The 21,245-nt window shown below is 63.3% G+C and carries 23 protein-coding genes; 11 read left to right on the top strand and 12 right to left on the bottom strand.

What is annotated here, in order from left to right; translation table 11 throughout:
- The first annotated feature begins 57 nt into the window (after positions 1-57).
- The gene (locus ACIQUG_RS10675) at positions 58-1,473 is read left to right on the top strand and encodes an aldehyde dehydrogenase family protein (RefSeq protein WP_402320864.1); all 1,416 of its coding nucleotides are present in this window, start codon (positions 58-60) and stop codon (positions 1,471-1,473) included.
- A 75-nt stretch (positions 1,474-1,548) separates the two neighbouring features.
- Here the strand turns inward: ACIQUG_RS10675 and ACIQUG_RS10670 are convergent, their stop codons facing one another.
- Positions 1,549-1,932, bottom strand: a complete 384-nt coding sequence (locus ACIQUG_RS10670) for a YybH family protein (RefSeq protein WP_402320861.1) — start codon at positions 1,930-1,932, stop codon at positions 1,549-1,551.
- A 151-nt stretch (positions 1,933-2,083) separates the two neighbouring features.
- Positions 2,084-3,052, bottom strand: a complete 969-nt coding sequence (locus tag ACIQUG_RS10665) for a TerC family protein (RefSeq protein ID WP_210333184.1) — start codon at positions 3,050-3,052, stop codon at positions 2,084-2,086.
- A 305-nt stretch (positions 3,053-3,357) separates the two neighbouring features.
- On the opposite strand from ACIQUG_RS10665, the gene ACIQUG_RS10660 reads away from it, so the two are divergent.
- The 3 genes from ACIQUG_RS10660 (at position 3,358) to ACIQUG_RS10650 (ending at position 5,142) form a co-directional block, all read left to right on the top strand.
- The gene (locus tag ACIQUG_RS10660) at positions 3,358-3,711 is read left to right on the top strand and encodes a GNAT family N-acetyltransferase (RefSeq protein ID WP_402323006.1); all 354 of its coding nucleotides are present in this window, start codon (positions 3,358-3,360) and stop codon (positions 3,709-3,711) included.
- A gap of 128 nt (positions 3,712-3,839) precedes the next feature.
- The gene (gene yghU, locus ACIQUG_RS10655) at positions 3,840-4,754 is read left to right on the top strand and encodes a glutathione-dependent disulfide-bond oxidoreductase (RefSeq protein ID WP_402320858.1); all 915 of its coding nucleotides are present in this window, start codon (positions 3,840-3,842) and stop codon (positions 4,752-4,754) included.
- A gap of 10 nt (positions 4,755-4,764) precedes the next feature.
- Positions 4,765-5,142, top strand: coding sequence for a hypothetical protein (locus ACIQUG_RS10650; RefSeq protein ID WP_402320855.1), 378 nt, complete (start codon positions 4,765-4,767; stop codon positions 5,140-5,142).
- A 75-nt stretch (positions 5,143-5,217) separates the two neighbouring features.
- Here ACIQUG_RS10650 and ACIQUG_RS10645 read toward each other — a convergent pair whose 3' ends face one another.
- Positions 5,218-5,955 (bottom strand): glutathione S-transferase family protein, encoded by a 738-nt coding sequence (locus ACIQUG_RS10645; RefSeq protein WP_402320853.1) that lies wholly within the window; start codon positions 5,953-5,955, stop codon positions 5,218-5,220.
- A 199-nt stretch (positions 5,956-6,154) separates the two neighbouring features.
- On the bottom strand, positions 6,155-6,919 hold the full coding sequence (locus ACIQUG_RS10640; protein WP_402320850.1) for an SDR family oxidoreductase: 765 nt from the start codon (positions 6,917-6,919) through the stop codon (positions 6,155-6,157).
- Between the two features lie 253 nt (positions 6,920-7,172).
- Here ACIQUG_RS10640 and ACIQUG_RS10635 point away from each other — a divergent pair, with 253 nt between their 5' ends.
- Complete coding sequence (locus ACIQUG_RS10635) at positions 7,173-7,646, top strand: VOC family protein (protein WP_402320848.1); 474 nt, start codon at positions 7,173-7,175, stop codon at positions 7,644-7,646.
- A 242-nt stretch (positions 7,647-7,888) separates the two neighbouring features.
- Here ACIQUG_RS10635 and ACIQUG_RS10630 read toward each other — a convergent pair whose 3' ends face one another.
- Complete coding sequence (locus tag ACIQUG_RS10630) at positions 7,889-8,584, bottom strand: type 1 glutamine amidotransferase domain-containing protein (protein WP_402320846.1); 696 nt, start codon at positions 8,582-8,584, stop codon at positions 7,889-7,891.
- Between the two features lie 122 nt (positions 8,585-8,706).
- Between ACIQUG_RS10630 and ACIQUG_RS10625 the strand changes: the two genes are divergently transcribed.
- Entirely contained in the window at positions 8,707-9,594 is an 888-nt protein-coding gene (locus ACIQUG_RS10625; protein WP_402320843.1) for a LysR substrate-binding domain-containing protein, read from the top strand.
- 95 nt (positions 9,595-9,689) lie between these two features.
- Here the strand turns inward: ACIQUG_RS10625 and ACIQUG_RS10620 are convergent, their stop codons facing one another.
- Positions 9,690-10,331 carry an HD domain-containing protein gene (locus ACIQUG_RS10620; protein WP_043615281.1) on the bottom strand — a complete coding sequence of 214 codons (642 nt, stop codon included), beginning with the start codon at positions 10,329-10,331 and terminating at the stop codon, positions 9,690-9,692.
- Between the two features lie 106 nt (positions 10,332-10,437).
- Between ACIQUG_RS10620 and ACIQUG_RS10615 the strand changes: the two genes are divergently transcribed.
- Positions 10,438-11,424, top strand: a complete 987-nt coding sequence (locus ACIQUG_RS10615) for a GlxA family transcriptional regulator (RefSeq protein WP_402320840.1) — start codon at positions 10,438-10,440, stop codon at positions 11,422-11,424.
- 18 nt (positions 11,425-11,442) lie between these two features.
- Here ACIQUG_RS10615 and ACIQUG_RS10610 read toward each other — a convergent pair whose 3' ends face one another.
- From ACIQUG_RS10610 to ACIQUG_RS10600, 3 genes are read right to left on the bottom strand one after another with little or no spacing between them, the layout of a single operon-like run.
- Positions 11,443-11,658, bottom strand: coding sequence for a hypothetical protein (locus ACIQUG_RS10610; RefSeq protein WP_402320837.1), 216 nt, complete (start codon positions 11,656-11,658; stop codon positions 11,443-11,445).
- 44 nt (positions 11,659-11,702) lie between these two features.
- A complete protein-coding gene (locus ACIQUG_RS10605) occupies positions 11,703-12,113 on the bottom strand; it encodes an SRPBCC domain-containing protein (protein ID WP_402320835.1) in 411 nt (136 codons plus the stop codon).
- On the bottom strand, positions 12,110-12,433 hold the full coding sequence (locus ACIQUG_RS10600; protein WP_402320833.1) for an ArsR/SmtB family transcription factor: 324 nt from the start codon (positions 12,431-12,433) through the stop codon (positions 12,110-12,112). Before ACIQUG_RS10600 ends, ACIQUG_RS10605 begins: the two co-directional genes overlap by 4 nt.
- A gap of 220 nt (positions 12,434-12,653) precedes the next feature.
- On the opposite strand from ACIQUG_RS10600, the gene ACIQUG_RS10595 reads away from it, so the two are divergent.
- The gene (locus ACIQUG_RS10595; protein ID WP_402320830.1) at positions 12,654-13,232 is read left to right on the top strand and encodes a flavin reductase family protein; all 579 of its coding nucleotides are present in this window, start codon (positions 12,654-12,656) and stop codon (positions 13,230-13,232) included.
- Positions 13,233-13,401: 169 nt separating this feature from the next.
- On the opposite strand, the gene ACIQUG_RS10590 is transcribed toward ACIQUG_RS10595, so the two are convergent.
- Both ACIQUG_RS10590 and ACIQUG_RS10585 read right to left on the bottom strand, forming a co-directional pair.
- A complete protein-coding gene (locus ACIQUG_RS10590) occupies positions 13,402-13,935 on the bottom strand; it encodes an invasion associated locus B family protein (RefSeq protein WP_402320828.1) in 534 nt (177 codons plus the stop codon).
- A complete protein-coding gene (locus ACIQUG_RS10585) occupies positions 13,935-16,958 on the bottom strand; it encodes an autotransporter domain-containing protein (RefSeq protein WP_402320825.1) in 3,024 nt (1,007 codons plus the stop codon). The genes ACIQUG_RS10590 and ACIQUG_RS10585 overlap by 1 nt, the downstream gene beginning before the upstream one ends.
- A 271-nt stretch (positions 16,959-17,229) precedes the next feature.
- Between ACIQUG_RS10585 and ACIQUG_RS10580 the strand changes: the two genes are divergently transcribed.
- The 3 genes from ACIQUG_RS10580 (at position 17,230) to ACIQUG_RS10570 (ending at position 20,335) form a co-directional block, all read left to right on the top strand.
- On the top strand, positions 17,230-18,324 hold the full coding sequence (locus ACIQUG_RS10580; RefSeq protein WP_402320822.1) for a sensor histidine kinase: 1,095 nt from the start codon (positions 17,230-17,232) through the stop codon (positions 18,322-18,324).
- 116 nt (positions 18,325-18,440) lie between these two features.
- Complete coding sequence (locus ACIQUG_RS10575) at positions 18,441-19,535, top strand: sensor histidine kinase (RefSeq protein ID WP_402320820.1); 1,095 nt, start codon at positions 18,441-18,443, stop codon at positions 19,533-19,535.
- Positions 19,532-20,335, top strand: coding sequence for a LytR/AlgR family response regulator transcription factor (locus tag ACIQUG_RS10570; RefSeq protein WP_402320817.1), 804 nt, complete (start codon positions 19,532-19,534; stop codon positions 20,333-20,335). Before ACIQUG_RS10575 ends, ACIQUG_RS10570 begins: the two co-directional genes overlap by 4 nt.
- Positions 20,336-20,347: 12 nt before the next feature.
- On the opposite strand, the gene ACIQUG_RS10565 is transcribed toward ACIQUG_RS10570, so the two are convergent.
- On the bottom strand, positions 20,348-21,241 hold the full coding sequence (locus ACIQUG_RS10565; RefSeq protein ID WP_402320814.1) for a LysR family transcriptional regulator: 894 nt from the start codon (positions 21,239-21,241) through the stop codon (positions 20,348-20,350).
- Positions 21,242-21,245: the final 4 nt, after the last annotated feature.

Here is a 21,245-nt window from a genome sequence, read left to right as displayed (position 1 = left end):
CTTATCCTGACGATCGTTCCGATGCATATCCCTTTCACCGCAACAGGAAATCGGACGATGAAGATCATTGAGCAAATATATGTCGATGGCGCTTTCGTTGCGCCTCACGGCGACGAGCGCTTTGCGCTTTTCAATCCCGCCACGGAGGAAAAGATCGGCGAGGTACGGCTGGGCGATGCGCGGGATGCGCGCGCGGCCATTGCTGCCGCGAAACGGGCCTTCCCGGCCATGCGGCAAACGACACCGGCCGAACGGATCGCCCTGCTGCAAGCGTTGGGGCAGGCCGTCGCTGCCAGCGCCGATGCGCTTCGCGCAGCCATGGCCACCGAGTATGGCGCGCCGCAGTCGTTCCTCGCATTCTCCGTACCGCACGCGGCAAACGTGTTCGACGTCGCGGCAAGGACCGTGGCCGACTACGCCTTCACCCGCCGTATCGGCAATGCGGAGGTGGTGATGGAACCCCTCGGCATAGCCGCGGCGATCACACCCTGGAACAGCAACATCGGCTTCATCTGCACCAAGCTCGCCACGGCGATTGCGGCCGGCACGACCATCGTGATCAAGCCCTCGGAAATGAGCGCCATCCAGACCCAGGTGCTGCTCGAAGTCTTGCACGAAGCGCGACTGCCCGATGGCGTCCTCAATGTCGTCAACGGTTACGGCCACGTGGTCGGCGCGGAACTCAGCCGGCATCCCGACATCGCCAAGATTACCTTCACCGGCTCCACCACGACCGGTCGGGAGATCCTGCGCAATGCAGCGGAAAGCTTCAAGCGCGTGACGCTCGAACTGGGCGGAAAGGGTCCCCAGATCCTGCTCGATGACGCAGACCTCGACCGGGCGATCCCGCATGTTTTGGCATCGGCCTTCCGCAACAGCGGGCAGGCCTGTATCGCCGGAACCCGGCTTCTTGTTCCGAAGCAAAGACATACGGAGGTGATAACGCGCCTTGCGCAAGCCGTTTCCGCGCTACGGCCCGGACCCTCGAGCGATCCGGCCTCCGACATCGGCCCGATGGTGAGCGCCCGGCAGTGGAAGCGTGTCCAGGCCTATATCCGCCAGGGGCAGGAAGAGGGCGCGACGCTTCTTGTCGGCGGCGAAGGCCGGCCGGAAGGGCTGCAACGGGGTTGGTTCGTCCGCCCGACCGTGTTTTCCGGTGTGACTAACGACATGCGGATTGCGCGCGAGGAAGTCTTCGGCCCCGTGCTCAGCGTTCTTTCCTACGAAACGGAAGCGGAGGCGATCGCGATTGCCAACGACACGGAATACGGATTGCAGTCCTACGTTCTTGGCACCGACCCCGAACGTATGCGCGGCATCGCCCTACAATTGGAGGCGGGACGCGTGGTGATCAACGAAACCCCGGCCGACGCTCAAGCGCCCTTCGGCGGGTTCAAGCAATCCGGCATCGGCCGCGAGTTCGGTGCCTTCGGCCTCGACGCCTTCCTCGAACCGAAGGCGATCATCGGGTGAGGCCTTGCCCGGACGGCTCGAACCCTAAGCCGTCCGGGCGACAGTCTCTCTGCGGCATCCTTTGGGGGGGTGGCCTCAAGTCCCCTCAGCGAGAAGATTGGCGTCCCGCGCCAGCCGCCACCGGCCGTCGGCCTCCTTGCGCAAGAGCGTCAAGGTGAAGCCTGACCGCCGGATGCTTGCACCCTGGGGCGGCGTTGCCGTCACCTCGATGCGGTTGCGGATGAAGGCCCATTCGCCCAGCACCTGGAGCTCGACGATCTCGCTGGTCCCTTCCATGTGCGTGCCGGCCATCGCCTTCGAGGCTTCGGCGAAAGTTTCCTTGCCGAAGGGATCACGGCCGGGGACCATGAAGACCACGTCATCGGTCATCAGCGAGAGGACTGTGTCGAGATCGCCCGTCCGGCTTGCGGCCATCCAGCTTTCGACGAGCTTGCGGATGGCCCGTTCGTCCTCTGTCATGCGCGCCTCCTCCTCCTTCTAAATGCCGTCCGGCACGTCTCCTTGAGGGCGAAGTAAGGCTGACCCCGCGACCGGCAAGGGCAAAAAAGATCGCGGCGGCCCTCTTTCGAAGGCCGCCGCGTTTCTCGTCACGGTCGGATGAGCCTCAGCGTTATGCCGGCAGTTGCTCTTCCTTGGTCTTGACCAGGCTCCAGACAACACCCGAAGCGATGATCGCGAAGGTGACACCGAGCGACAGGGCCGCCGGGAACTTTTCAAGTCCCAGGAGATCGGCGACGAAGATCTTCGAACCGATGAAGATCAGGACGACGGCCAGCGCCGGCTTCAGATAGCGGAAGCGATGGATCATCGCAGCGAGCGCGAAATAGAGAGCGCGAAGGCCGAGAATAGCGAAGATGTTCGAGGTGTAGACGATGAACGGGTCCGTGGTGATCGCGAAGATCGCGGGAACCGAGTCGACGGCGAAGATCACGTCAGCCACCTCGACCATGACCAGCGCCATGAAGAGGGGTGTGATGAACCAAGTCATCTTGCCGGTCTTCGGGTTGACGAGCTTCACGAAGAAGCGCTCGCCGTGATGTTCCTCGGTGACGTTGAAACGGCTGCGCATGAAGCGCACGAGCGCGTTGTCCGAAACGTTGGGCTCGGCCTCCTTCATCACCAGCATCTTGATGCCGGTAAAGACGAGGAAGGCGGCGAAGATATAGAGAACCCAGGAGAACTCAGCGACGAGCGTCGCGCCGACGCCGATCATGATCGCGCGCAGCACGATGACGCCGAGGATACCCCAGAAGAGCACGCGGTGCTGGTAGATGCGCGGGACGGCAAAGAAGGAGAAGATGAGGGCGATGACGAAGACGTTGTCGAGCGCCAGGGTCTTCTCGACAACGAAGCCGGTCATATAGGCAAGGCCGGACTCGGCACCGAGATACCACCAGACGAAGCCGCCGAAGCTCAGGCCCAGGGCAATATAGAAGGCGGAAAGCTTGACGCTTTCGGCAACGTTGATCTCCTTGTTCTCCTTATGGAGAATACCAAGGTCGAACGACAGGATAGCGATCACGAGGGCGAAAAAGCTCGCCCACAGCCACAGTGGCGTTCCCAGCCACACTACAGACATGAAGGAAAAGTCCACAGACGGGTCCCCAATCGGCACATGTTGTCGGAATAAGGTCCGACATCGCAAGAGTGCCGAAGCTCTCGCCAGAGGGGCCCGGACCAGCGGGTTAGGCGGCAGATAGGAGCTCGGTTTTCCGGTATCAAGGGAGGCCCATGATTTTTTTGAAGGAACTCGGCGGCGCTTGGCGGCAGCCGGGCCTTGTGGTCAAAATCGGTCCCGGCAAACTTTGAGGTTGAACCTTGACGGCAGAAAATCCGACTGAAGTACCCGCTTTTGCCTGGCGCGGCGCATTTGGAAACAAGGAACTGAATACCCTGCACGCCGAATGCTTCGAGCATCCGTTGACCGAAGACGACTGGAGCGGCCAGGTCAGCCGCTTCAGCCTCGGCTGGGTCACCATGCGGATCTCGGGCGCACTGACAGGTTTCGTCAATGTCGCCTGGGACGGTGGCGTGCACGCTTTCCTGCTCGATACGATGATGACGTCAACGTTGAGGCGTAAGGGTTACGCGACGCTGCTCGTCGAAGAGGCCGTAACGCACGCCAAGACCTCGGGCTGCGAATGGCTGCATGTGGACTTTGACCCGCATCTGCGCGGATTCTACTTCGACAGGTGCGGTTTCGTGCCGACGGATGCCGGTCTCATCCAACTTCGATAAAAAAATTCTCCAGCTTCTGGCCTTTGAGCATGGTCGTCCTCGCAGCCAAGTCGATGTGGTGGCTTGATAAACTTCCTATATAAGCGAACACGACGTTCGAAGTTTCCGCCAAGACAAGGACAGATTTGATGACCGAGAAATCCCCCGCTGACAATTTCCCCGCCGGCTACGACGTTCCCAAGGTCTGGACCTGGGACAAGGGCAATGGCGGCGCGTTTGCCAGCATCAACCGTCCGACCGCCGGAGCGACGAGCGACAAGGATCTGCCCGTCGGCAAGCATCCGTTGCAGCTTTACTCGCTGGCGACGCCGAACGGCGTCAAGGTCACGATCATGCTCGAAGAGCTGCTGGCAGCCGGCCACAAGGACGCCGAATACGATGCCTGGCCGATCCGCATCGGAGACGGCGATCAGTTCGGTTCCGGTTTCGTCGACGTCAACCCGAACTCCAAGATCCCGGCGCTGATGGACCATGCGCCAAAGGGCGGCGGCGCGCCGGTGCGCGTGTTCGAATCGGCCTCGATCCTCACCTATCTCGCCGAGAAATTCGGTGCCTTCCTGCCGAGCGAGCTTCGCGCCCGCACCGAGACCTTGAACTGGCTGTTCTGGCAGATGGGTTCGGCACCGTTTCTGGGCGGCGGCTTCGGCCATTTCTATGCCTATGCGCCGATGAAGATCAAATACGCCATCGACCGCTACGCCATGGAGGTGAAGCGCCAGCTCGACGTGCTCGATCGCCATCTCGCCGAAAACCGGTTCCTCGCCGGCAAAGAATACACCATTGCCGACATGGCCACCTGGCCCTGGTATGGCAATCTGGCGCTCGGGCAGGTATATGGCGATGCGGGTACCTTCCTCGAGGTCCAGAGCTACGAGCACGTCCAGCGCTGGACGGCAGAGATCGCCGCCCGTCCGGGGGTCAAGCGTGGCCGCATGGTCAACCGCTTGAGCGGCAACCCGTCCGAACAATTGCATGAGCGCCACGACGCCTCCGACTTCGACACGAAGACTGAGGACAAGATTGGCGAAAAGCAGACCGCCTAAGGAGAATAGAATGGCCAAGCTGGCTGATATGACGAAACACCGGGGTTTTCCCTACGCGATGCCGGGCACCGGCATCCAGTTCGTCATCCGTCGGGCCAACCCCAAGGGAGCAACGCCGATCAAGGCATTGCCCCGTCATGCCCGGCCGGGTTCCGGAGCGCACCGCATTGATGCGGCCTTCCTCCATGCCCTCTGGCATCATTTCGGCACGGAACCATTCGAGCGCGGCAATCTCGACGCCGCCCGGCTGAACCTCCTGTTCGGACGCGAGGTGCTTCCGGTCGACAAGGATTTCGATCCGGTGTCCTACGAAGCTTTGCTCGTCATCAACGAAAAGGTTGCCCGGCAAAGTTTCCCGGAATCGTTCGTCGACGTATTCGAGGTGTGAGGTCGGCGGCGGCCTGGCCGCTGCAAATATCTGAGGTGGCGCACCGCCTGCCGGTGCGCCACCTCACTTTTTAGATTACGCTCGGAGTGCGCCCGTCATCCGCAACACATCCTCAAGCGGCACGAGGCCCTTCATCGCACCGCTGCCGGCGGCAGGTTCACCATCCTCGATCGCCACGGCGAAACGGAAAGCGGGGTCGGCCTCTATGCGCTGGCGCAGCGCGTTGATGCGCGGGTAGTTGCGCGCATAGTCCTTGGGATCGATCGCCTCATGGAAATCGACCCAGCGGGCCACGCCGGCAAAGACCGCATCGGCAAGCGTCGGCCGGTCGCCGAGCAGGTAATCGCTGTCGCCCATCATCGCTTCCAGCTGCTTGTGACGCTTGGCGACGAATTCGCGGCCGAAGGCGCGCAGGGTTTCACGGTACTCCTCCGTGGCGTCTTCGGTTTCCAGCGCCACCCACATCGTGAAGAAGGCGCCGGTGAAGCCGGTGTTGAGGAAGGCGATGAACTGGTGCATGCGGGCCGCCTCGAAAGTGCCCGGGGCGAACGAGATGCGGCGCTCGTGATCGCGCCCCTCCAGCCACAGTGCGATCGCCATAGTCTCGGTCAGCACGTCGCCCTTTTCGGTCACCAGCGCGGGCGTTTCGACCCGGCCGTTGAAGCGCTCATAGGCGTCGGTGCGCATTTCCCCGAGCATGTCGACTCGGGTGAGGCGATAGGGTTGGCCGAGCCATTCGAAGGCGGTGACCAGGCCGGCGGAGCTGCCGAGCGGAAAGCCTGCGGTGAAGATCGGTTCAGAGACAGAAGGCATGGTGTCGTTTCTCCATTGTTGGTGTCATGGATATATCGACGTGGACGGCGGCTCTGTAGTCGGCCAAAATTGGACTTATCGTCTGCACATGTGGACGATTGAAATCGAAAGATCTCGGCGAACGATGGCTGATTTTTGCCGACCGCCTTCGCGGGCGTTCGGCAATATGTCGGGGTCGGCGCCCTATAACGCCTCGGCGCTAGGCGGAGCTAGCCGGCGACGGGTAGAGGCCGCCTTCGTCGGCATCGACGGTGATCGACAAGGTCACGTGCCGCGGCCGCGTCAGCGCGAACAGCACCGCTTCGGCGATGTCGCGGTTCGTCGCCGCCTCGCCCTTCCGTCGATCGCCGGCCGCCTCCCATGCGCCATCAAGCGGCGAGATGTCCTCAATGTATGGCGGGTGGACGACGATCGAACGGATGGGCGTACCGGTAAGCTTCTGGCGCAGACCGTCGGCAAGGGCGGCCTGCGCCCGCTTGGCCGCATAGAAGGGCACGGACACGGTCTGGAGTGCGGCGTTGGGCAGGCCGCTGATCGAGCCGATCGTGACGATATCCGGCCGGGCCGAGTGAGCGAGCAAAGGCAGCAGCCCCTGGGTAAACAGGAAGGTTCCGGTAACGGCCGCATTGATGACGCCGATGACCGCGTCATCGGGATGATCCTCGTCACTGTCCTCGAGCCACATGGCGCCGTTGTTCACGAGGATATCGATATGTCCGTTCTCGGCCTTGATGCGCTCGACTGCCGCAGCGACGCTTTTCACGTCCGCAAGATCGAGCGCGACGGTTTGTACCCGTCGCCCGAGATTGCGGGCAATCGGTTCGGCCACGTCCTTGAGGGCGCTCTGGCTGCGCCCGCACAAAACGAGATTGCATCCCGCTTCGGCCAGGGCATAGGCCAGTGCCGCCCCGAGACCACGACCAGCGCCGGTAACCACTGCAACAGTTCCATTCAGTTGTATCATCCGCATCCCCTAAGGCGCGCGAGGAGAAGCCCCACGCGCGTATCGAAGCCGCACAATTAGGTATCAGCGGTTGAATTTCCAACGGGAAACCGGCGGATGCGACGACCCGGCGCATGTGGATCGGACCGACATTGCGCCCGGCAAACGCCCCCGCCTGGGAATTTCAGTGTGGAGAAACGGGGGCGCCGACCTATCTCGCAGGGCAGGTGGCGAAGGAAACGGCCCATCCAGCTTCAAAACGAAAGGACGCGTCATGGCCAAGAACACGATCTGCCTCTGGTACGACAAGGAGGCCGAGACGGCCGCTCGCTTCTACGCCGAGATCTTTCCCGATAGCCGGGTCAGCGCCGTACACCGGGCGCCCGGCGACTTTCCGTCCGGCAAGGCGGGAGACGTGCTGACGGTGGAATTCACCGTCGCCGGCATTCCCTGCCTCGGTCTCAACGGCGGCCCGATGTTCAAGCACAACGAGGCCTTCTCGTTCCAGATCGCCACCGATGATCAGGAAGAGACCGACCGCTACTGGAACGCCATTGTCGGCAATGGCGGCCAAGAGAGCGCCTGTGGCTGGTGCAAGGACAGATGGGGCATTTCCTGGCAGATCACGCCAAGGGTCCTGACCGATGCGCTGGCGGCCGGCGGCGGCGAAGCAAAGCGCGCCTTCGAAGCGATGATGACTATGGGCAAGATCGACGTCGCCGCGATCGAGGCGGCGCGGCGCGGCTGACGCCGCCTCACTGAGGGAACTTTCCGGCCCGCGACGGCTTACCCAAGGGTGTGCGAGCCGTGTCAACCGGACGCGACAGGGATGGCGAACATGGCGGTTTTTCCGGTTTCCCGCCATGGCCAACGCAAGGGCAGTCGAGCGCCCCACCTGTCCGGTTCGCCTCACGCTGTCGGCGACGCATCGCCGGCAGCACGATCGGGAGAGACTTTGCCGGACTTTCCAAATGCCCGGCGACGCCTGGTTCAGGCGCTCAGGAGATCGCGAAGCGCCTCGCCGACCCCGGTCGCCGACTGCGGGTTCTGGCCGGTGATCAGCCGTCCATCGACAACTACCTTCGATGTCCAGTCCGCGGCCGGATGATGCGTCGCACCGCGCTCGACAAGCGTGCTTGCGAGCAGGAACGGCACCGTCTTGTCGAGGCCAACGGCGCGTTCTTCGGAATCGGTAAAGGCGCTGACATTGCGGCCGGCGACCAGATAGCGGCCGTCGGAAAGCCTGACATTTACGAGCGCTGCCGGACCGTGGCAGACCGCTGCGACGGCACCGCCGGCCTCAAACACCGAACGGGTTGCCCGGTCGACGGCGCTGCTTTGCGGCAGGTCCCACATCGCACCGTGACCGCCGGCGAAGAAGATGGCCGCGTAGCGCTCGGGATCGACATCGTCGAGCCTAGCCGTCGTGCGGATTGCGGCACGGAACGCCTCGTCGTTCCAGTAGCGTCGATTGGTGTCATCCTCCAGGTCGAGGCCGTCGACCGGCGGCTCGCCACCCTTGATTGACGCGAATTCGACCGCGATGCCGGCGGCTTCGAGCACCGAAAGCGGATGCGTGACCTCGCCGAGATAGAAACCGGTCGGCTGCCCGCTTTCCCCCTTGGTACCATGGCTGGTGAGGACAAAGAGGACGGGCTTCTTCGGATTTGCGTTGGTGTTCGGCATCATCTTTTCCTGTTTGAAGCGGGTCTGAGCTTGCGACCGTTGACTGATGCTGCTTATTTATTGCTTCGATTTGCGGCGATAAATGCGCCTTTGTGGAAATGATTTGGTCTTGAAAGGCAAGAATGCGACGCTTCGATCATCTCGCCGACGTCGAGGCCTTTATCACCGTCATGGACAAGGGATCGCTGACCGCCGGCGCGGTGGCGCTCGCCACCACGCCTTCCGTGCTCAGCCGTGCGATCACCCGCCTCGAAACCAAGCTCGGCACGCAGTTGGTGCGGCGCACGACGCGGCGGATCAGCCTCACGGAAGCGGGCCGCGCCTATCTGGACCAGGTCCGCGTAGCCTTTGACGCGATCGACCAGGCGGAGCGGGCCATCCAGGGCGAAGGCGCCCTTGGCGGCCGGGTCCGTCTCAGCGCCTCCACAACCTTCGGGCATTTCCAGCTACCGGAGAAACTGGCGCGCTTTGCGCTGCGCCATCCAGGCGTTACGGTCGAACTGTCAATCGCCAACCGCAATGTCGATCTCGTCGCCGAGGGCTACGACCTCGCCATCCGCCTCGGCCAGCTTCCAGACAGCGGACTGGTCGGACGCAAGCTCGAAGATGCGCCGTTGAAGCTGGTTGCCTCGCCCGATTACGTCGCGCGGCGCGGCAGGCCGCATACGATCGAGGAGCTCGCAGCACATACCTGCCTGCCCTTCGTCATGCCAAGCACCGGCCGCCCGGCTCCCTGGTTGCTGCGGATCGATGGTTCGGATGTCGACTGGGTGCCCCATGGTCCCGTGCAAGTCGAGGACGATGTGCTGGGCACCGTGTCGCTGGCGGAGGCGGGTCTCGGCATATGCCAGACCTATGACTTCGTCGTGCGCGATCGGCTCTTGCGCGGCAGTCTGGTCGAGCTTCTGCCGGAATTCGGTGGCCGGTCGCGTCCCTTCTCCCTCATTTATCCGCCGCATAGAAACCTTGCGGCTGCGACCCGAGCATTGATCGACTGCCTCGTGGAGTAAGCCTAAAGGAAGTGCTTGTCGGCTCAGCCGCTGAAATCGACAATTGACGTGCAAACCTGGCCGCCCGGGCAACGGCCCCAGCGACCAGCCCCATCCTAACCGTGCCAGTGCGAGCAGCGGATCACGCTGCAGAAGTTGCCGCGATGGAAGTGCGGTTCCTTGTCGGCGATGACGTCGGCCTTGACGTTGCCGAAGGTGGTGTCCGGCTTGTGCCTGATGCCGTCGTAGAAGGCCTGGATGATGTCCTCCTTGAAGGTCGGCGTGCGCGGGAAGGCACTGACCACCGCCTCGCGCTCGGCGTCGGAATATTGCTTGTAGGTCAGCCCGAGCACGTCCATCTCGACGCCGGCCGTCACCAGCGCCACGACGGGATGCATGTGTTCGGGCACGCCCGGCGTGGTATGGAGCGCGATCGCCGTCCAGACCGTGTAGGCATCTGCCTCCGAAATGCCGTGGCTGCGCAGGAAATCGCGGGCGGCATGGGCGCCATCGACTTCGAAGCGCTCGGTCTTGCTGCTATGGCTCGGCATCAGGCCGATGTCGTGAAACATCGCGCCGGCATAAAGCAGTTCGCGGTCGAACGTCAGGCCGCGATGAACGCCCGCAAGCGCGCCGAAATGGTAGACGCGGCTCGAATGGTTGAAGAGCAGTTCGGTTTCCGTATCGCGGATGTATTCGGTAATCGCCCTGGCCAGCTTGCTGTCGGGAACGGTCGCATCTTCGGCAATGAATGGCATCGTCTTCTCCTGGGTTTCTAAGCACCCAAAGGATAGAACCGCCTGGATTGTCTGCAATCGACGTGATACGTCAAATAAAGACAAATCCGGTTTGGAGCGGCCGCGGATGCAGGAGAAAACCAGAACCGTCGTGATGGTGGCGCTGCCCGGCGTGCAGCTCCTCGACGTCTCCGGCCCGCTCGACGTCTTTGCCGAAGCCAATGCGCAGGTTCGCCGGGAGGCTTACAGCCTTCTCGTCGCTGCGGCCGGACCGGAGCCGCTGCGCAGCTCATCCGGCGTGCGGCTGATGGCCGACCGAGTGATCGGCCGCGACTTTGACGATCCGATCGATACCCTGCTCGTCGCCGGCTGCCCCAATGCCACGGACGTGCCCGCCGACGGCATCGTCCTTGATTGGCTGCGGCAATGTGCACCGACGGTCCGGCGCTACGGTTCTGTCTGCAGCGGCGCGTTTTTCCTGGCGGCCGCCGGCCTGCTTGACGGGCGGCGTGTGACCACGCACTGGGCCGTCGCCGCGCGGCTGGCGCAGCGTTATCCCAAGGTCACGGTGGACGAGGATGCCATCCATGTTAGCGACGGCCCGGTTCGCACGGCCGCCGGCGTGACGGCCGGTCTCGACCTGGCGCTTGCTCTGGTGGAGGAGGATCTCGGGCACGAGATCGCCATGCGAGTGGCAAGCCAGCTGGTGATGTTCTTCAAGCGGCCGGGCGGGCAGATGCAGTTCAGCCGCAAGGGCGAGGCCATGCCGGCCGGCCGCTCGGCGCTCCAGGAATTGCAGCGCTGGGTCGTCGCCAATCCCGGACAGGATCACAGCGTCGCGACCCTTGCAAAACGCATGGATCTCAGCCCGCGCCATTTTTCCCGGCTTTTCCGCAGCGAGGTCGGCATCACGCCGGCGAGCTGGGTGGAGGAGGCCCGTGTCGCTGCGGCCCGGCGCCTGCTCGAACAGGGGCAGGACGCCCCCAAGCAGGTCGCCGCCCGCTGCGGTTTTGCCGATGCCGACACGCTCCGGCGCGCCTTCATGCGGCATGTCGGCGTCACGCCGGCCGAATATCGCAAACGCTTCGCCAGCCCGGCTCTTTCCGCGGATTGAGCCGGGCCGGCGCTATTCCTACTCCGCCGCCTGCATCCTGCTCTGCGGCTTGCCCAGATATGGCAGCGCAAAGAGATAGAGGCCCGTCGGCACAAGCACGGCCAAGGGCGGCAGTGGCGTAAGATAAACCCACTCCGGAAGCGTCGTCAGGGCCATGCCGGCGAAGATCGCAGCAACGGCAAGCGAAAAGATCAGCGATGTCCAGCGATGGATCGTTCGTATAAGAGAGGTCATTGCGATACCTCGCGTTTGAGAAACGGTGATGGCACAAGCGGATGTCAGTCGAGCCTTGCGACGACCTCGGAAAGTTGGTCGATGAAGCGCCGCCATCCGACGGTTGCGCCCTGGTAGTAGGACTTCTGGTGCGCCTTGAAGCCGCGCTGCTCCATGCGCAGGCTGGTCCCGCCGCTGGTCGGGATAAGGGTCCAGGTGACGACGCTTGAGAGATCCTTTGTGTCCCAGCGATAGGCGAGCGAGCGATCCTTCTCGATCGTCTCGACCTGACAGTCGACATGGCCCCAATCGGCCGACAGCGTGAACCGGCGGCCGACTTCCGGCACGAAATCGTTGCGCATCAGCCATTCGGCGATCAGATGCGGCTGGGTGAGCGCCCGCCAAAGCTTTTCCGGCGCATGGGCAAATTCGCGTTCGACAACGACGGAGCGGGTGGTTTCGGTTGTTTCGGTCATTGATCCATTCTCTTTAACAAATCATCGAGATCATCGAAGCGGTCCTGCCAGAAGCCGGCCATCTCCGTCGTCCAGTCAACCAGCGTCGTGAGCGCTTCGCGCCGGGCGCTGTAATAGGTGTATCGGCCCTCGTGGCGGTCGTGCACGAGCCCCGCAGCCTTCAGGATCTTGAGATGCTTGGACACGACCGGCTGCGAAACCCCGGCGTCGGCGAGCAATCCGACGACCGTGGTATCCCCCTGCCGACAAAGGTGTTCGAAGAGCCCACGGCGTGTGGGATCGGCGAGCGCCCGAAAAACCGCGTCCTGTAGTTGCGACATGTTTCATACCCGATTGGCTATGAGACAACGTATAGCCAATTGGGTATGGGTTTGTCAAACGCTTATGTTGTGCCCGCCTGTATCCCATTCAAGCGCGCGGCGTCCGCCGCCGCTCAGCCCCTCCGGCACCGCGAAAGCTTGCGCTTGTTGGCGAAATGCAGCGCCCCTATAGAGGAGGCATGATCGGTCAATGTCCGCCAATGGCGGCCGAGGTAGTCTGATGGTTTCGCATATTCGTGCCGTTCCTCTCGAAAAGGCGTACCGTCTGCTGAACCATGGCCCGACAGTCCTGGTTTCGGCCCGCCATGGCGGCATCGAGGATGTGATGGCGGCCGCCTGGGCTTGCGCGCTCGACTATGATCCGCCCAAGCTGACAGTCGTTCTCGACAGCGCCACCCGTACTCGCAGCCTTGCGGAGGAAGCGGGCGTGTTCGTCATCCAGGTGCCGACCGCCACCCAGGCGGTTCTGACCCATGCGGTGGGCACCACGAGCCTTCACGACGATCCCGACAAGCTGCGCAATGCCGGCGTCGAACTGTTCCAGATGCCAGACCATGACCTTCCGCTCGTCGCCGGCTGTTCCGCCTGGCTTGCCTGCCGGCTGATCAGCGAGCCGTCGATCGAGAGCCGCTATGACCTGTTCATCGGCGAAGTCTTCGCGGCCTGGGCCGACGATCGGGTGTTTCGCGACGGGCATTGGATGTTCGAAACGGCCGATACCGCCTTGCGCAGCCTGCACTATGTCGCGGGCGGGCATTTCTACGCTATCGGCGAGGCGATCGACGTAACGTCCCGATAGTCCGTACGCGCCCGCCAGCGGTGGCGCGCCGGGATGGTTATGCTCGGCTCTACACATGGAGAAGACCCGGCCGCGCCCTTTCGCACGACCGGGCCCGCCCCGGGAGGCTGCACACCTTTAAAAAAGCCCGCCAGATGCCTGGCGGCGAAGCGAAGGCCGTGACGTTGCCTCAGCTCTTTCCGGACAGGGCAATCACGCGGTCGAGCGCTGCGGTAAAGCCCTTGAGCGAGACAGCGAACGCCACGTCCTTTTCGCTATCGCTCGCAAATGCGCCGATCTTCAACGCCGTTCCGCTGCGCAGCAGCGCAACCGTCGATTCGGTGAAGGTCAAAGGCACGATGCAGCCGAGCGGCAGGCAGGTGCGGAAGCCGGTCGGCTTGCCGCCCGTCGCCTCGTCGACACCGAGCGTCACGCCCTTATCCAAGTAGAGACCGAAGGGGAGCGCGAGGCTCCCCTCAAGCCCGGCGTCCGCCGTGCGGAGCTCGATCGTCAGCACATGCTGACCGCCCTTGTGGAACTGGCGCTGCGAGAGGAGGCAATGCTTCTTCCCCTCGATCTCGGCGCAGGCGACGCTCCAGTCCTCGAAGGTCTCCGAAAGCTGGGAGGGCGCTGCCGGCTTTCCGGCAGCGTCTTGCCCATAAAGCGGTGTGATGGCGACGAAGGTCGCCATCAGCATTGTCGAGAGCCAGACGAGCCTGCCCATCAGAAGCGCACGTCGAGCTTGGCGTCGACGGCGTTTTGCGTCGTGCCGGAGCCGAACTGGCCGGTATAGGTGATGCCAAGGCTCGCATTGCCGGTCAGCGCGAAGTCGATGCCGGCCTCGATGATCGCCGCATCCTCGGCGATCGGCGTACCGGCGACCGAGAAGGCGCTGCCCGTGCCGAACGCCATCGACGAGAACGGTGTCGTATCGCCGAAGGCATGCTGCCAGCCGAGCATGCCGCGCAGCTTTGCTTCCGTGGTGCCGAGGGCGAGCGGCGCCGAGGCGCGAAGACCAAGCGTCGTGAACGTCGTGTCGGTCGTGTTGCTCCTGCTCGACAGCGCGGCTGCGGCACCGCGCTCGGTAAAGCCATCGGTGTGCAGGCTGACATAGGCGAGGTTGGCGAAGGGCTCGAGCGCGACGCTCGGCAGATCGATGCGGTAGCCGACTTCACCAAAGGCCTGGAAGGTGCCGGCGTCATAATCGGCCTTCAAGTGATCGCTGAAGCCCGGGAAGGCGACATTGCGCGACGTGTTGATCGAGTGCCAGGTGTAGGCGAGGCCCGAGCGCAATGCGACGTCGCCCCAACGGCTGCCGCTATAGACGCCGAGGTGGTAGTTGTCGCTGTTGCCGCTCGCCGAGCGGCTGTCAACGTCGAAGCTGGTGCGGCTGTAACCGGCCATGATGCCGACGATCGCATTGTCCGCGATTGCCGCATCGAAACCGGTGACGAAGCCGCCGGTCGACTGGTCGAGCGCACCGGCGTTGCCGTTGCCGTCGGTGTTGGTCCAGGAGCCGAATACCTGGCCCCAACCGACCATGGCCGGCGGCGCCACGGGGACAGAGTTGACCGCCGCGACTGCGCCTGTCGTGATCTTGTCCTCCGGACCGTAGGCCAGAACCGGGACGTTGGCCGCGCCGACGTCGCCGAAAGCATCGCGGATGCGGTCGTTCGCCGCGTTGCGCAACAGGCTGCTGTCGTTGATCAACGCGGTCTGGGCCGACGCATGGACTTCGCCGGAGAGCTGATCGAAGGCACGGCGTGCCCCGGCGCCGTCGAGCAGCGTCAATGCATTGTAGAGGCCGACCGACGGGCCGCTCTGGGCAAGCGTGTTCAGCGCCAGTGCCGTCTGCCGCTGATTGCCAGTGGCAGCTTCGCCTTCGAAAACACCGGGTTCAGGCTCGCCCGGTTTCGGCTCTCCACCCGGCTCACCCGGTTTACCCGGCTCTTCGCCGCCCGGCTTGCCGCCGTTCTTGACCTTGATCGTCAGATCGACCTGCTTTTCCTTCTGGTCGAGCGAGATTTCGAGGAACGCCGATTTCGAAATCGCCTCGGCGAACTTGCCTTCGATCGCACGATCGGCAGTCAGGATGGTGTAGGTCTGGCCGGTCTTGTAGCTGGTGTTGGCATCGAGCGCCGTCACCTGGACATTGGTGCCGGTTCCGATCTTGGCGATACCGGTGTTGTCGTTGGTGCCTATGCTCTTGACAACGATCCGGTCGGAGCGACCATCGCCGGCGATATCGGCCTCGTAGATCGAGCCGGACGCCATGTCCAGCCGGCCCATGATCGTCAGCGTGCCGGTCGAATTGTTGCCCGGCGAAATGATCGCATTCTTGTCAATAAACGTGTCGCCGACCGTGCCGGAGCCCCCGAGCCTGCCGAAAGCGGTCGAGTTCGGATTGCGAATGCGGTTCAACTCGCCGAGCACATTCACTTCATTGGTATAGAAGCGATCGCCCTCTACCCGCCCCGTTTCGCCATCGACGATTAGGGTGCCGCCGGACACTTCGAACCGGGTCTCGCTGAAGTCCACGGGACCGTTGTCCGGGTCGTTGTCGATCGTGTCGATATTGCCCTTCAGGACCAGCTTGCCGCCGGAGACATTCACCTTGCCATAGAACTTCGACAGGTCGCCGCCAACGATGGTCTCGCCGGAGAAGTTGGTGATCGTGCCCTTGCCGACCATCGTGTTGGCGAACTCGTAGCCCGTGTTCGTATGGTTGAAGTTGACGTAGCCCTTGCGCGGTCCGAAATCGATCTTCGCCGAGGAATTGACCGTGCCTGCCGCCTGCGCCTGTTCGGCGATCGGTTCAGCGATGTTGTTGAGATTGACCTTGCCGCCAATCGTCAGGTTGCCCATGCCCTCGTTGTTGATGCCGCCGACGGCGGAGAGCACGATGTCCCCGCCAACCGAGAGCTTGCCGCCGTTGGCGATCGAAAGGTTCGCCCGACCAGCCTCGCCGATCAGCAACCTGTCGGCGACCTTGAGCTCACTGCCGGCGCCGTCGATGGCAGCCTGGATGGTGTCGGTGCTTTCGTCCTCGCGTAGGATCGCGGTGTTGGTCGAAACGACAGCGCCTTTTTCGACGATGAAGCTGTCGCCGATCGTGAGTTCACCGGTATTGACCCAGCGCGTATTGTCGCCGGTGACGAGAACCGTGCCGTTTTCGAGGTAGGCCTTCTTGGTGTTGACAAGGCCGCCGTCCTCGATCCGAACCGTAGCGGTGTTGAGCGTCAGTGCGCCGTAGGCGACGCCCAGGAACTCGGTGTTTAGCATGGAACCCGCGCCGCGCACCACGAGCGTTCCGTCGCCCTCCTGCAGGGCACCGACATAGGTCTCCTTGGCCGAAACCTTGCCGCCGTTCTCGACGATCAGCGTGCCCTTGCCGCCATAGATACCGCCTTCGAAGCCGCCGATGAAGAGCATGCGGTCGCCGTTGGGGTTAGCATCGACGATGTCCCAGGTCGAGCCCGGCCCGGAGACGACGACCGTCCCGACGCTGCCGCGGCTGTCTGCGATGTAGCCATCGGTGCTTTCGACCTTGGCGCCACTGTTGATCGTCAGCGTCGCGCCGCCCGGCCCGCCACGGATCACGAGATTGCCGTTGATCGTATGGTCGCTGGACCACGTCGTGTCGTTTGGAACCAGCAATCCGGCCGCCTTTGCCGGCGACGCTGCGAACGGCGCCGCCGCCAGCAGCATCGAGACAAGGCCGGCCCGGCCGAGCGCGGTCGAGCTCAAAAGGTTGATCCTCAAAACGTCCGCCTTCGCACAGGTATTCAATGTCTGCCCCTTTTCCTTTGCATTCGTGGGCGCACAATTCCCAGGCGATCGGAATCGCCGGGAAAGCACGGGTCATGGGGCGGCTATAGCAAGCCCGCAAAAAGCGAGAATTCGGCTTTCTGCAAACGGCAGATTGCGGCGTTGAAGGGCTGTGGCTTTCTGCAAACGGCTTGTTTTCGGCGACGAACGGCAATCGACAACCGTATGGACTTGAAGGATAAAACCTCGCATGGCGCGAGGACATGAGACGGTTTTGCCTGACGAGGCTGGATATGCCGCAAGCGTTCGGCGAGCGACGCTCGTCCTCGGGCTCCTCTACCAGTTCATGCAGTTTGTCATCAGCACGACGCTCTGGGCTTTCCTCGGACACGACCCGATCGCGATCGCGCCAATCACCTTGATCCTGATGCTGAACGGGACACTCATGTCCTATGCGATGGCAGCGGCGCTCTTTCGCTTCCGAGGCCGGTCCATCCTCTTCAAGCTTCTGCTCGGCTCCGCCCTGGCGCTCGTCGCCGCGGCGATCAATGCCAGCGTCGACTTCCTTAGTCACGGCCTGATCGAGCATGGCGATCCGGGCCCGATCAACTGGACCAATGTCGGCTACACGCTCATCTATTGCATGGCACTGTTTCACGGATGGGCGTTTCTCTACATCGCCCTTCTTGCCAACTACGAACTGCGCGAGCGGGAACGCCGGCTTGCCGTGACACGGGAGGAAGCGCTGACGGCGCAGATGCGGGCGCTGCGCTACCAGGTCAATCCGCACTTCCTGTTCAACACCTTGAACTCGATTGCCGGGCTGATCGAAGAAGGCGCGTCGACGACCGCCCGCCGCATGGTGCTCTCGCTCTCCTCCTTCCTGCGTACGACACTCGAGCTCGATCCGATGCAGGACGTGTGCCTTGCCGACGAGTTGGCCTTGCAGCTCGGCTATCTCACCATCGAGGGCGAGCGCTTCTCTGACCGCATGCGGGTCAAGCTCGACATTGCACCGGGCCTGGAGCAGGCGTTGGTGCCAAGCCTGATCCTTCAGCCGCTGATCGAAAATGCGATCAAGCACGGCGTCGGCGGTTCGATCGGCGTGGTCGAGATCGTGATCCGGGCGGCAAGGCACGGCGAGACGCTGGAGCTCGCCGTCGAAAACGACATGGCGGGCGAGCCGCCGCGCCCGGCGAATAAACCGACCGGGACCGGCACCGGATTGAGGAATGTCGCCGACCGCATCAAGGCCCGGTTTCCCGAGGTTGGCGCCTTCATTTCCGGCCTCGTTGCTCCCCACCGCTTTCGGGCAGCGATCACCATGCCGCTGCGGCTGGCCTGATCGTCGCTCTCCGGCCAACGACGGCCGGCAATGGTCGAAAGTCCGGGCCTTTCTGCCAACGGCTCGATTTGACCGACGAACGGCAATCGACATCGGCGGCCGGTTGAACGATAAAAATGGCCATGAACCTTGAGGATGACGCAAGATCGGTAGACGAGAGCGCCTATATCGCCAGCCTGCGGCGCGCGACGCTCTGGCTCGGTTTTCTCTACTGGTTCGTGGAATTCCTGGTCAGCAGCATTCTGTGGGCGATCCTTGGGATCGATCCGATCATGTCGGCGCCGGGCAAGCTGCTGTTGATGTCCTGCGGCATGGCCTTCTCCTATGGCATCGCGGCTTCGATGTTCGGCGTCCGCCATCAGCACATCGCGCTGAAGATCGTCGTCGGCTTCGCGACCGCTCTGATGGCCGCCATCGCCAATACCGGCGTCGACTTTCTTCTTTATCTTTTCATCGTGCGTCCCGACCCGATCGCCCCGGACTGGACCAGCATCGGCTACACGCTGGTCTACAGCATGGCGACCTTCGTCGGCTGGTCCTTCTTCTTCGTCGCCTTGCTCTACAGCTTCGAACTGCGCGAGCGCGAGCGGCGCCTGGCCATCTCGCGCGAGGAGGCGCTCGCCGCGCAGATGCGGGCGCTGCGCTACCAGGTCAATCCGCATTTCCTGTTCAACACGCTCAACTCCATCACCGGCCTGATCGAGGAGGGGCAGCCCCTTGCCGCCACGCGCATGGTGATGTCGCTGTCCAATTTTCTGCGCACGACACTGGAGCTCGATCCGTTGCACGACGTGCGGCTCGCCGACGAACTCGCACTCCAGGCCGGTTACCTGCACATCGAGAGCGAGCGCTATTGCGATCGCATGCGGCTCCGGATGGACATCGCCAACGGCCTTGAGGAGGCACTGGTGCCAAGCCTCATCCTGCAGCCGCTGATCGAGAATGCCGTCAAGCACGGCGTCAGCCGTTCGCCGGAACAGGTGGAAATCGTCATCAGCGCCGCCAAGGTGGGCCAGGCGCTGGAAATCGCCGTCGAAAACGACATTGCAGCGGCGCCGGATACCGCCCGGTGGCCGGGCACGGGGATCGGCCTCAAGAATGTTGCCGAGCGCGTCCAGGCCCGTTTTCCGGGTGTCGGCGCCTGCGTTTCGGGCCTCGTGACCCCCCGTCGTTTCAGAGCTGCAATCACAATGCCCCTGAGGCTTGCATGAATGAAATCCAGACTGTTCCGCTTTCAATCCTCGTCATCGATGACGAGCCCCTGGCGCGACGGCGCCTCCTTCGCCTGCTCGGTGCAATTCCAGCAGTCGAGGTGGTCGGAACGGCCGGCAACGTGCAGCAGGCCTGCTCGATGGTGGCCGAACTTTCGCCGGACGCGATCCTGCTCGATATCCAGATGCCCGGCGGCACCGGCTTCGACATCCTCGAGCAGCTGGGCGACAACGCGCCCGCGGTCGTTTTCGTGACTGCCTTCGACCACTATGCGCTGCGCGCCTTCGAAGCAGCGGCGGTCGACTATGTCACCAAGCCGATCGAATCCAGCCGCCTGCGCACGGCAATCGAGCGCGCCCGCGTTGCGATCGCCGCGCGCACGAGCGCCGAGCGGGTGCTCGAACTCAACGAAACCGTGACGGCGCTCCGCCAGGCGCTGCGCAAGCACGACACCCAGACCAGCGATCTCTGGATCAAGGCCCGGGGAGAATTCGTGCGGATCGCGCTCGACAGGGTCGTGCGCTTTCAGGCGGAACGCGACTATGTTCGCATACACGTCGATGGACGGTCGTATCTGCACCACGAAAGCCTTGCCTCGCTCGAACGTCGCCTCGATCCCGCAGAATTCCTGAGGCTGCATCGCAGCTCGATCGTGCGCCGGGACTGTATCGTGGGGCTGAAGCAGGCCCCCTTTGCCGCGCTCATCGCCCTTCTCTCCGACGGTAGCGAGATCCGCGTCGGCCGGACCTACGCCCGCCACATCCGGCCGACGACGGGCGAACGCAACCAGACGGACTAGGGACGCTTGCCGCTATCGCAGGACCGCGCGCAGCCGCGGGGCCGCGAAATCGACGAAGGCCCTGAGCTTCATCGGCACCAGCCCCTGGGGAAGATAGACGAGCTGGACCGGCAGCGCCGGGTGCTCGAAGGTCTCCAGTAGCGGCACGAGCAGGCCGTCCGCCACCTGGCGCGCCACCTGATAGGAAAGCACCCGCGTCAAGCCGAGACCGGATATCGCCGCGTCGACGGCGGATTCCGCCGTATTGACGATCAGCCGCGACCGGATCGGCGCAGCCAGCTCGCGCCCCTCGTCGAGGAAACGCCAGACATGGGCGGCCGTGACGTTCTCGAAGGTGATGCAATCATGGTCGGCAAGTTCGCTCGGATGCCGGAGCACGCCGTGTCGCGCGACATAGTCGGGGCTCGCATAGACCACCCGACGCACCGTGCCGATCTTCGTCGCGACGAGATTGCTGTCGGGCAGGTTGCCGATCCGCAACGCCACGTCGATGTGATCGTCGACGAGATTGGCGAACCGGTCGCCCAAGGCGAGCCGCATATCGACCTCGGGATGGGCCTTGAGGAAATCGACCAGGACGGGAAGCACGTGCAGGCGCCCGAAGACGATGGGTGCGGAGACCGTCAGGTCACCCTTGATCGTTCTGTATTCGCCGGCCGCCACCCGTTCCGCCTCTTCGACCCGCGCAAGGATCTCCTTGGCAGCTTCGACATAGGCCCGGCCGGCCTCGGTCAGCTGGATCCGGCGGTTGGTCCTGGTGACGAGCTGCGCGCCCAGATGCGCTTCAAGCTCGGAAAGCTTCCGGCTGATCGTGGCGAGCGGCACCTTGAGGTGTCGGGAGGCGGCCGACAGGCTGCCGTGTTCGACGACCGCAAGCAGAACCCCCATGGCATCGAGGCGATCCATCTCC

It is taken from the genome of Ensifer sp. NPDC090286 (assembly GCF_044769565.1).
In the GTDB taxonomy this organism is placed as follows: domain Bacteria; phylum Pseudomonadota; class Alphaproteobacteria; order Rhizobiales; family Rhizobiaceae; genus Ensifer.
The sequence above is the reverse complement of the archived record's forward strand: the minus strand, read 5'-3'. Positions and strand labels throughout refer to the sequence as shown.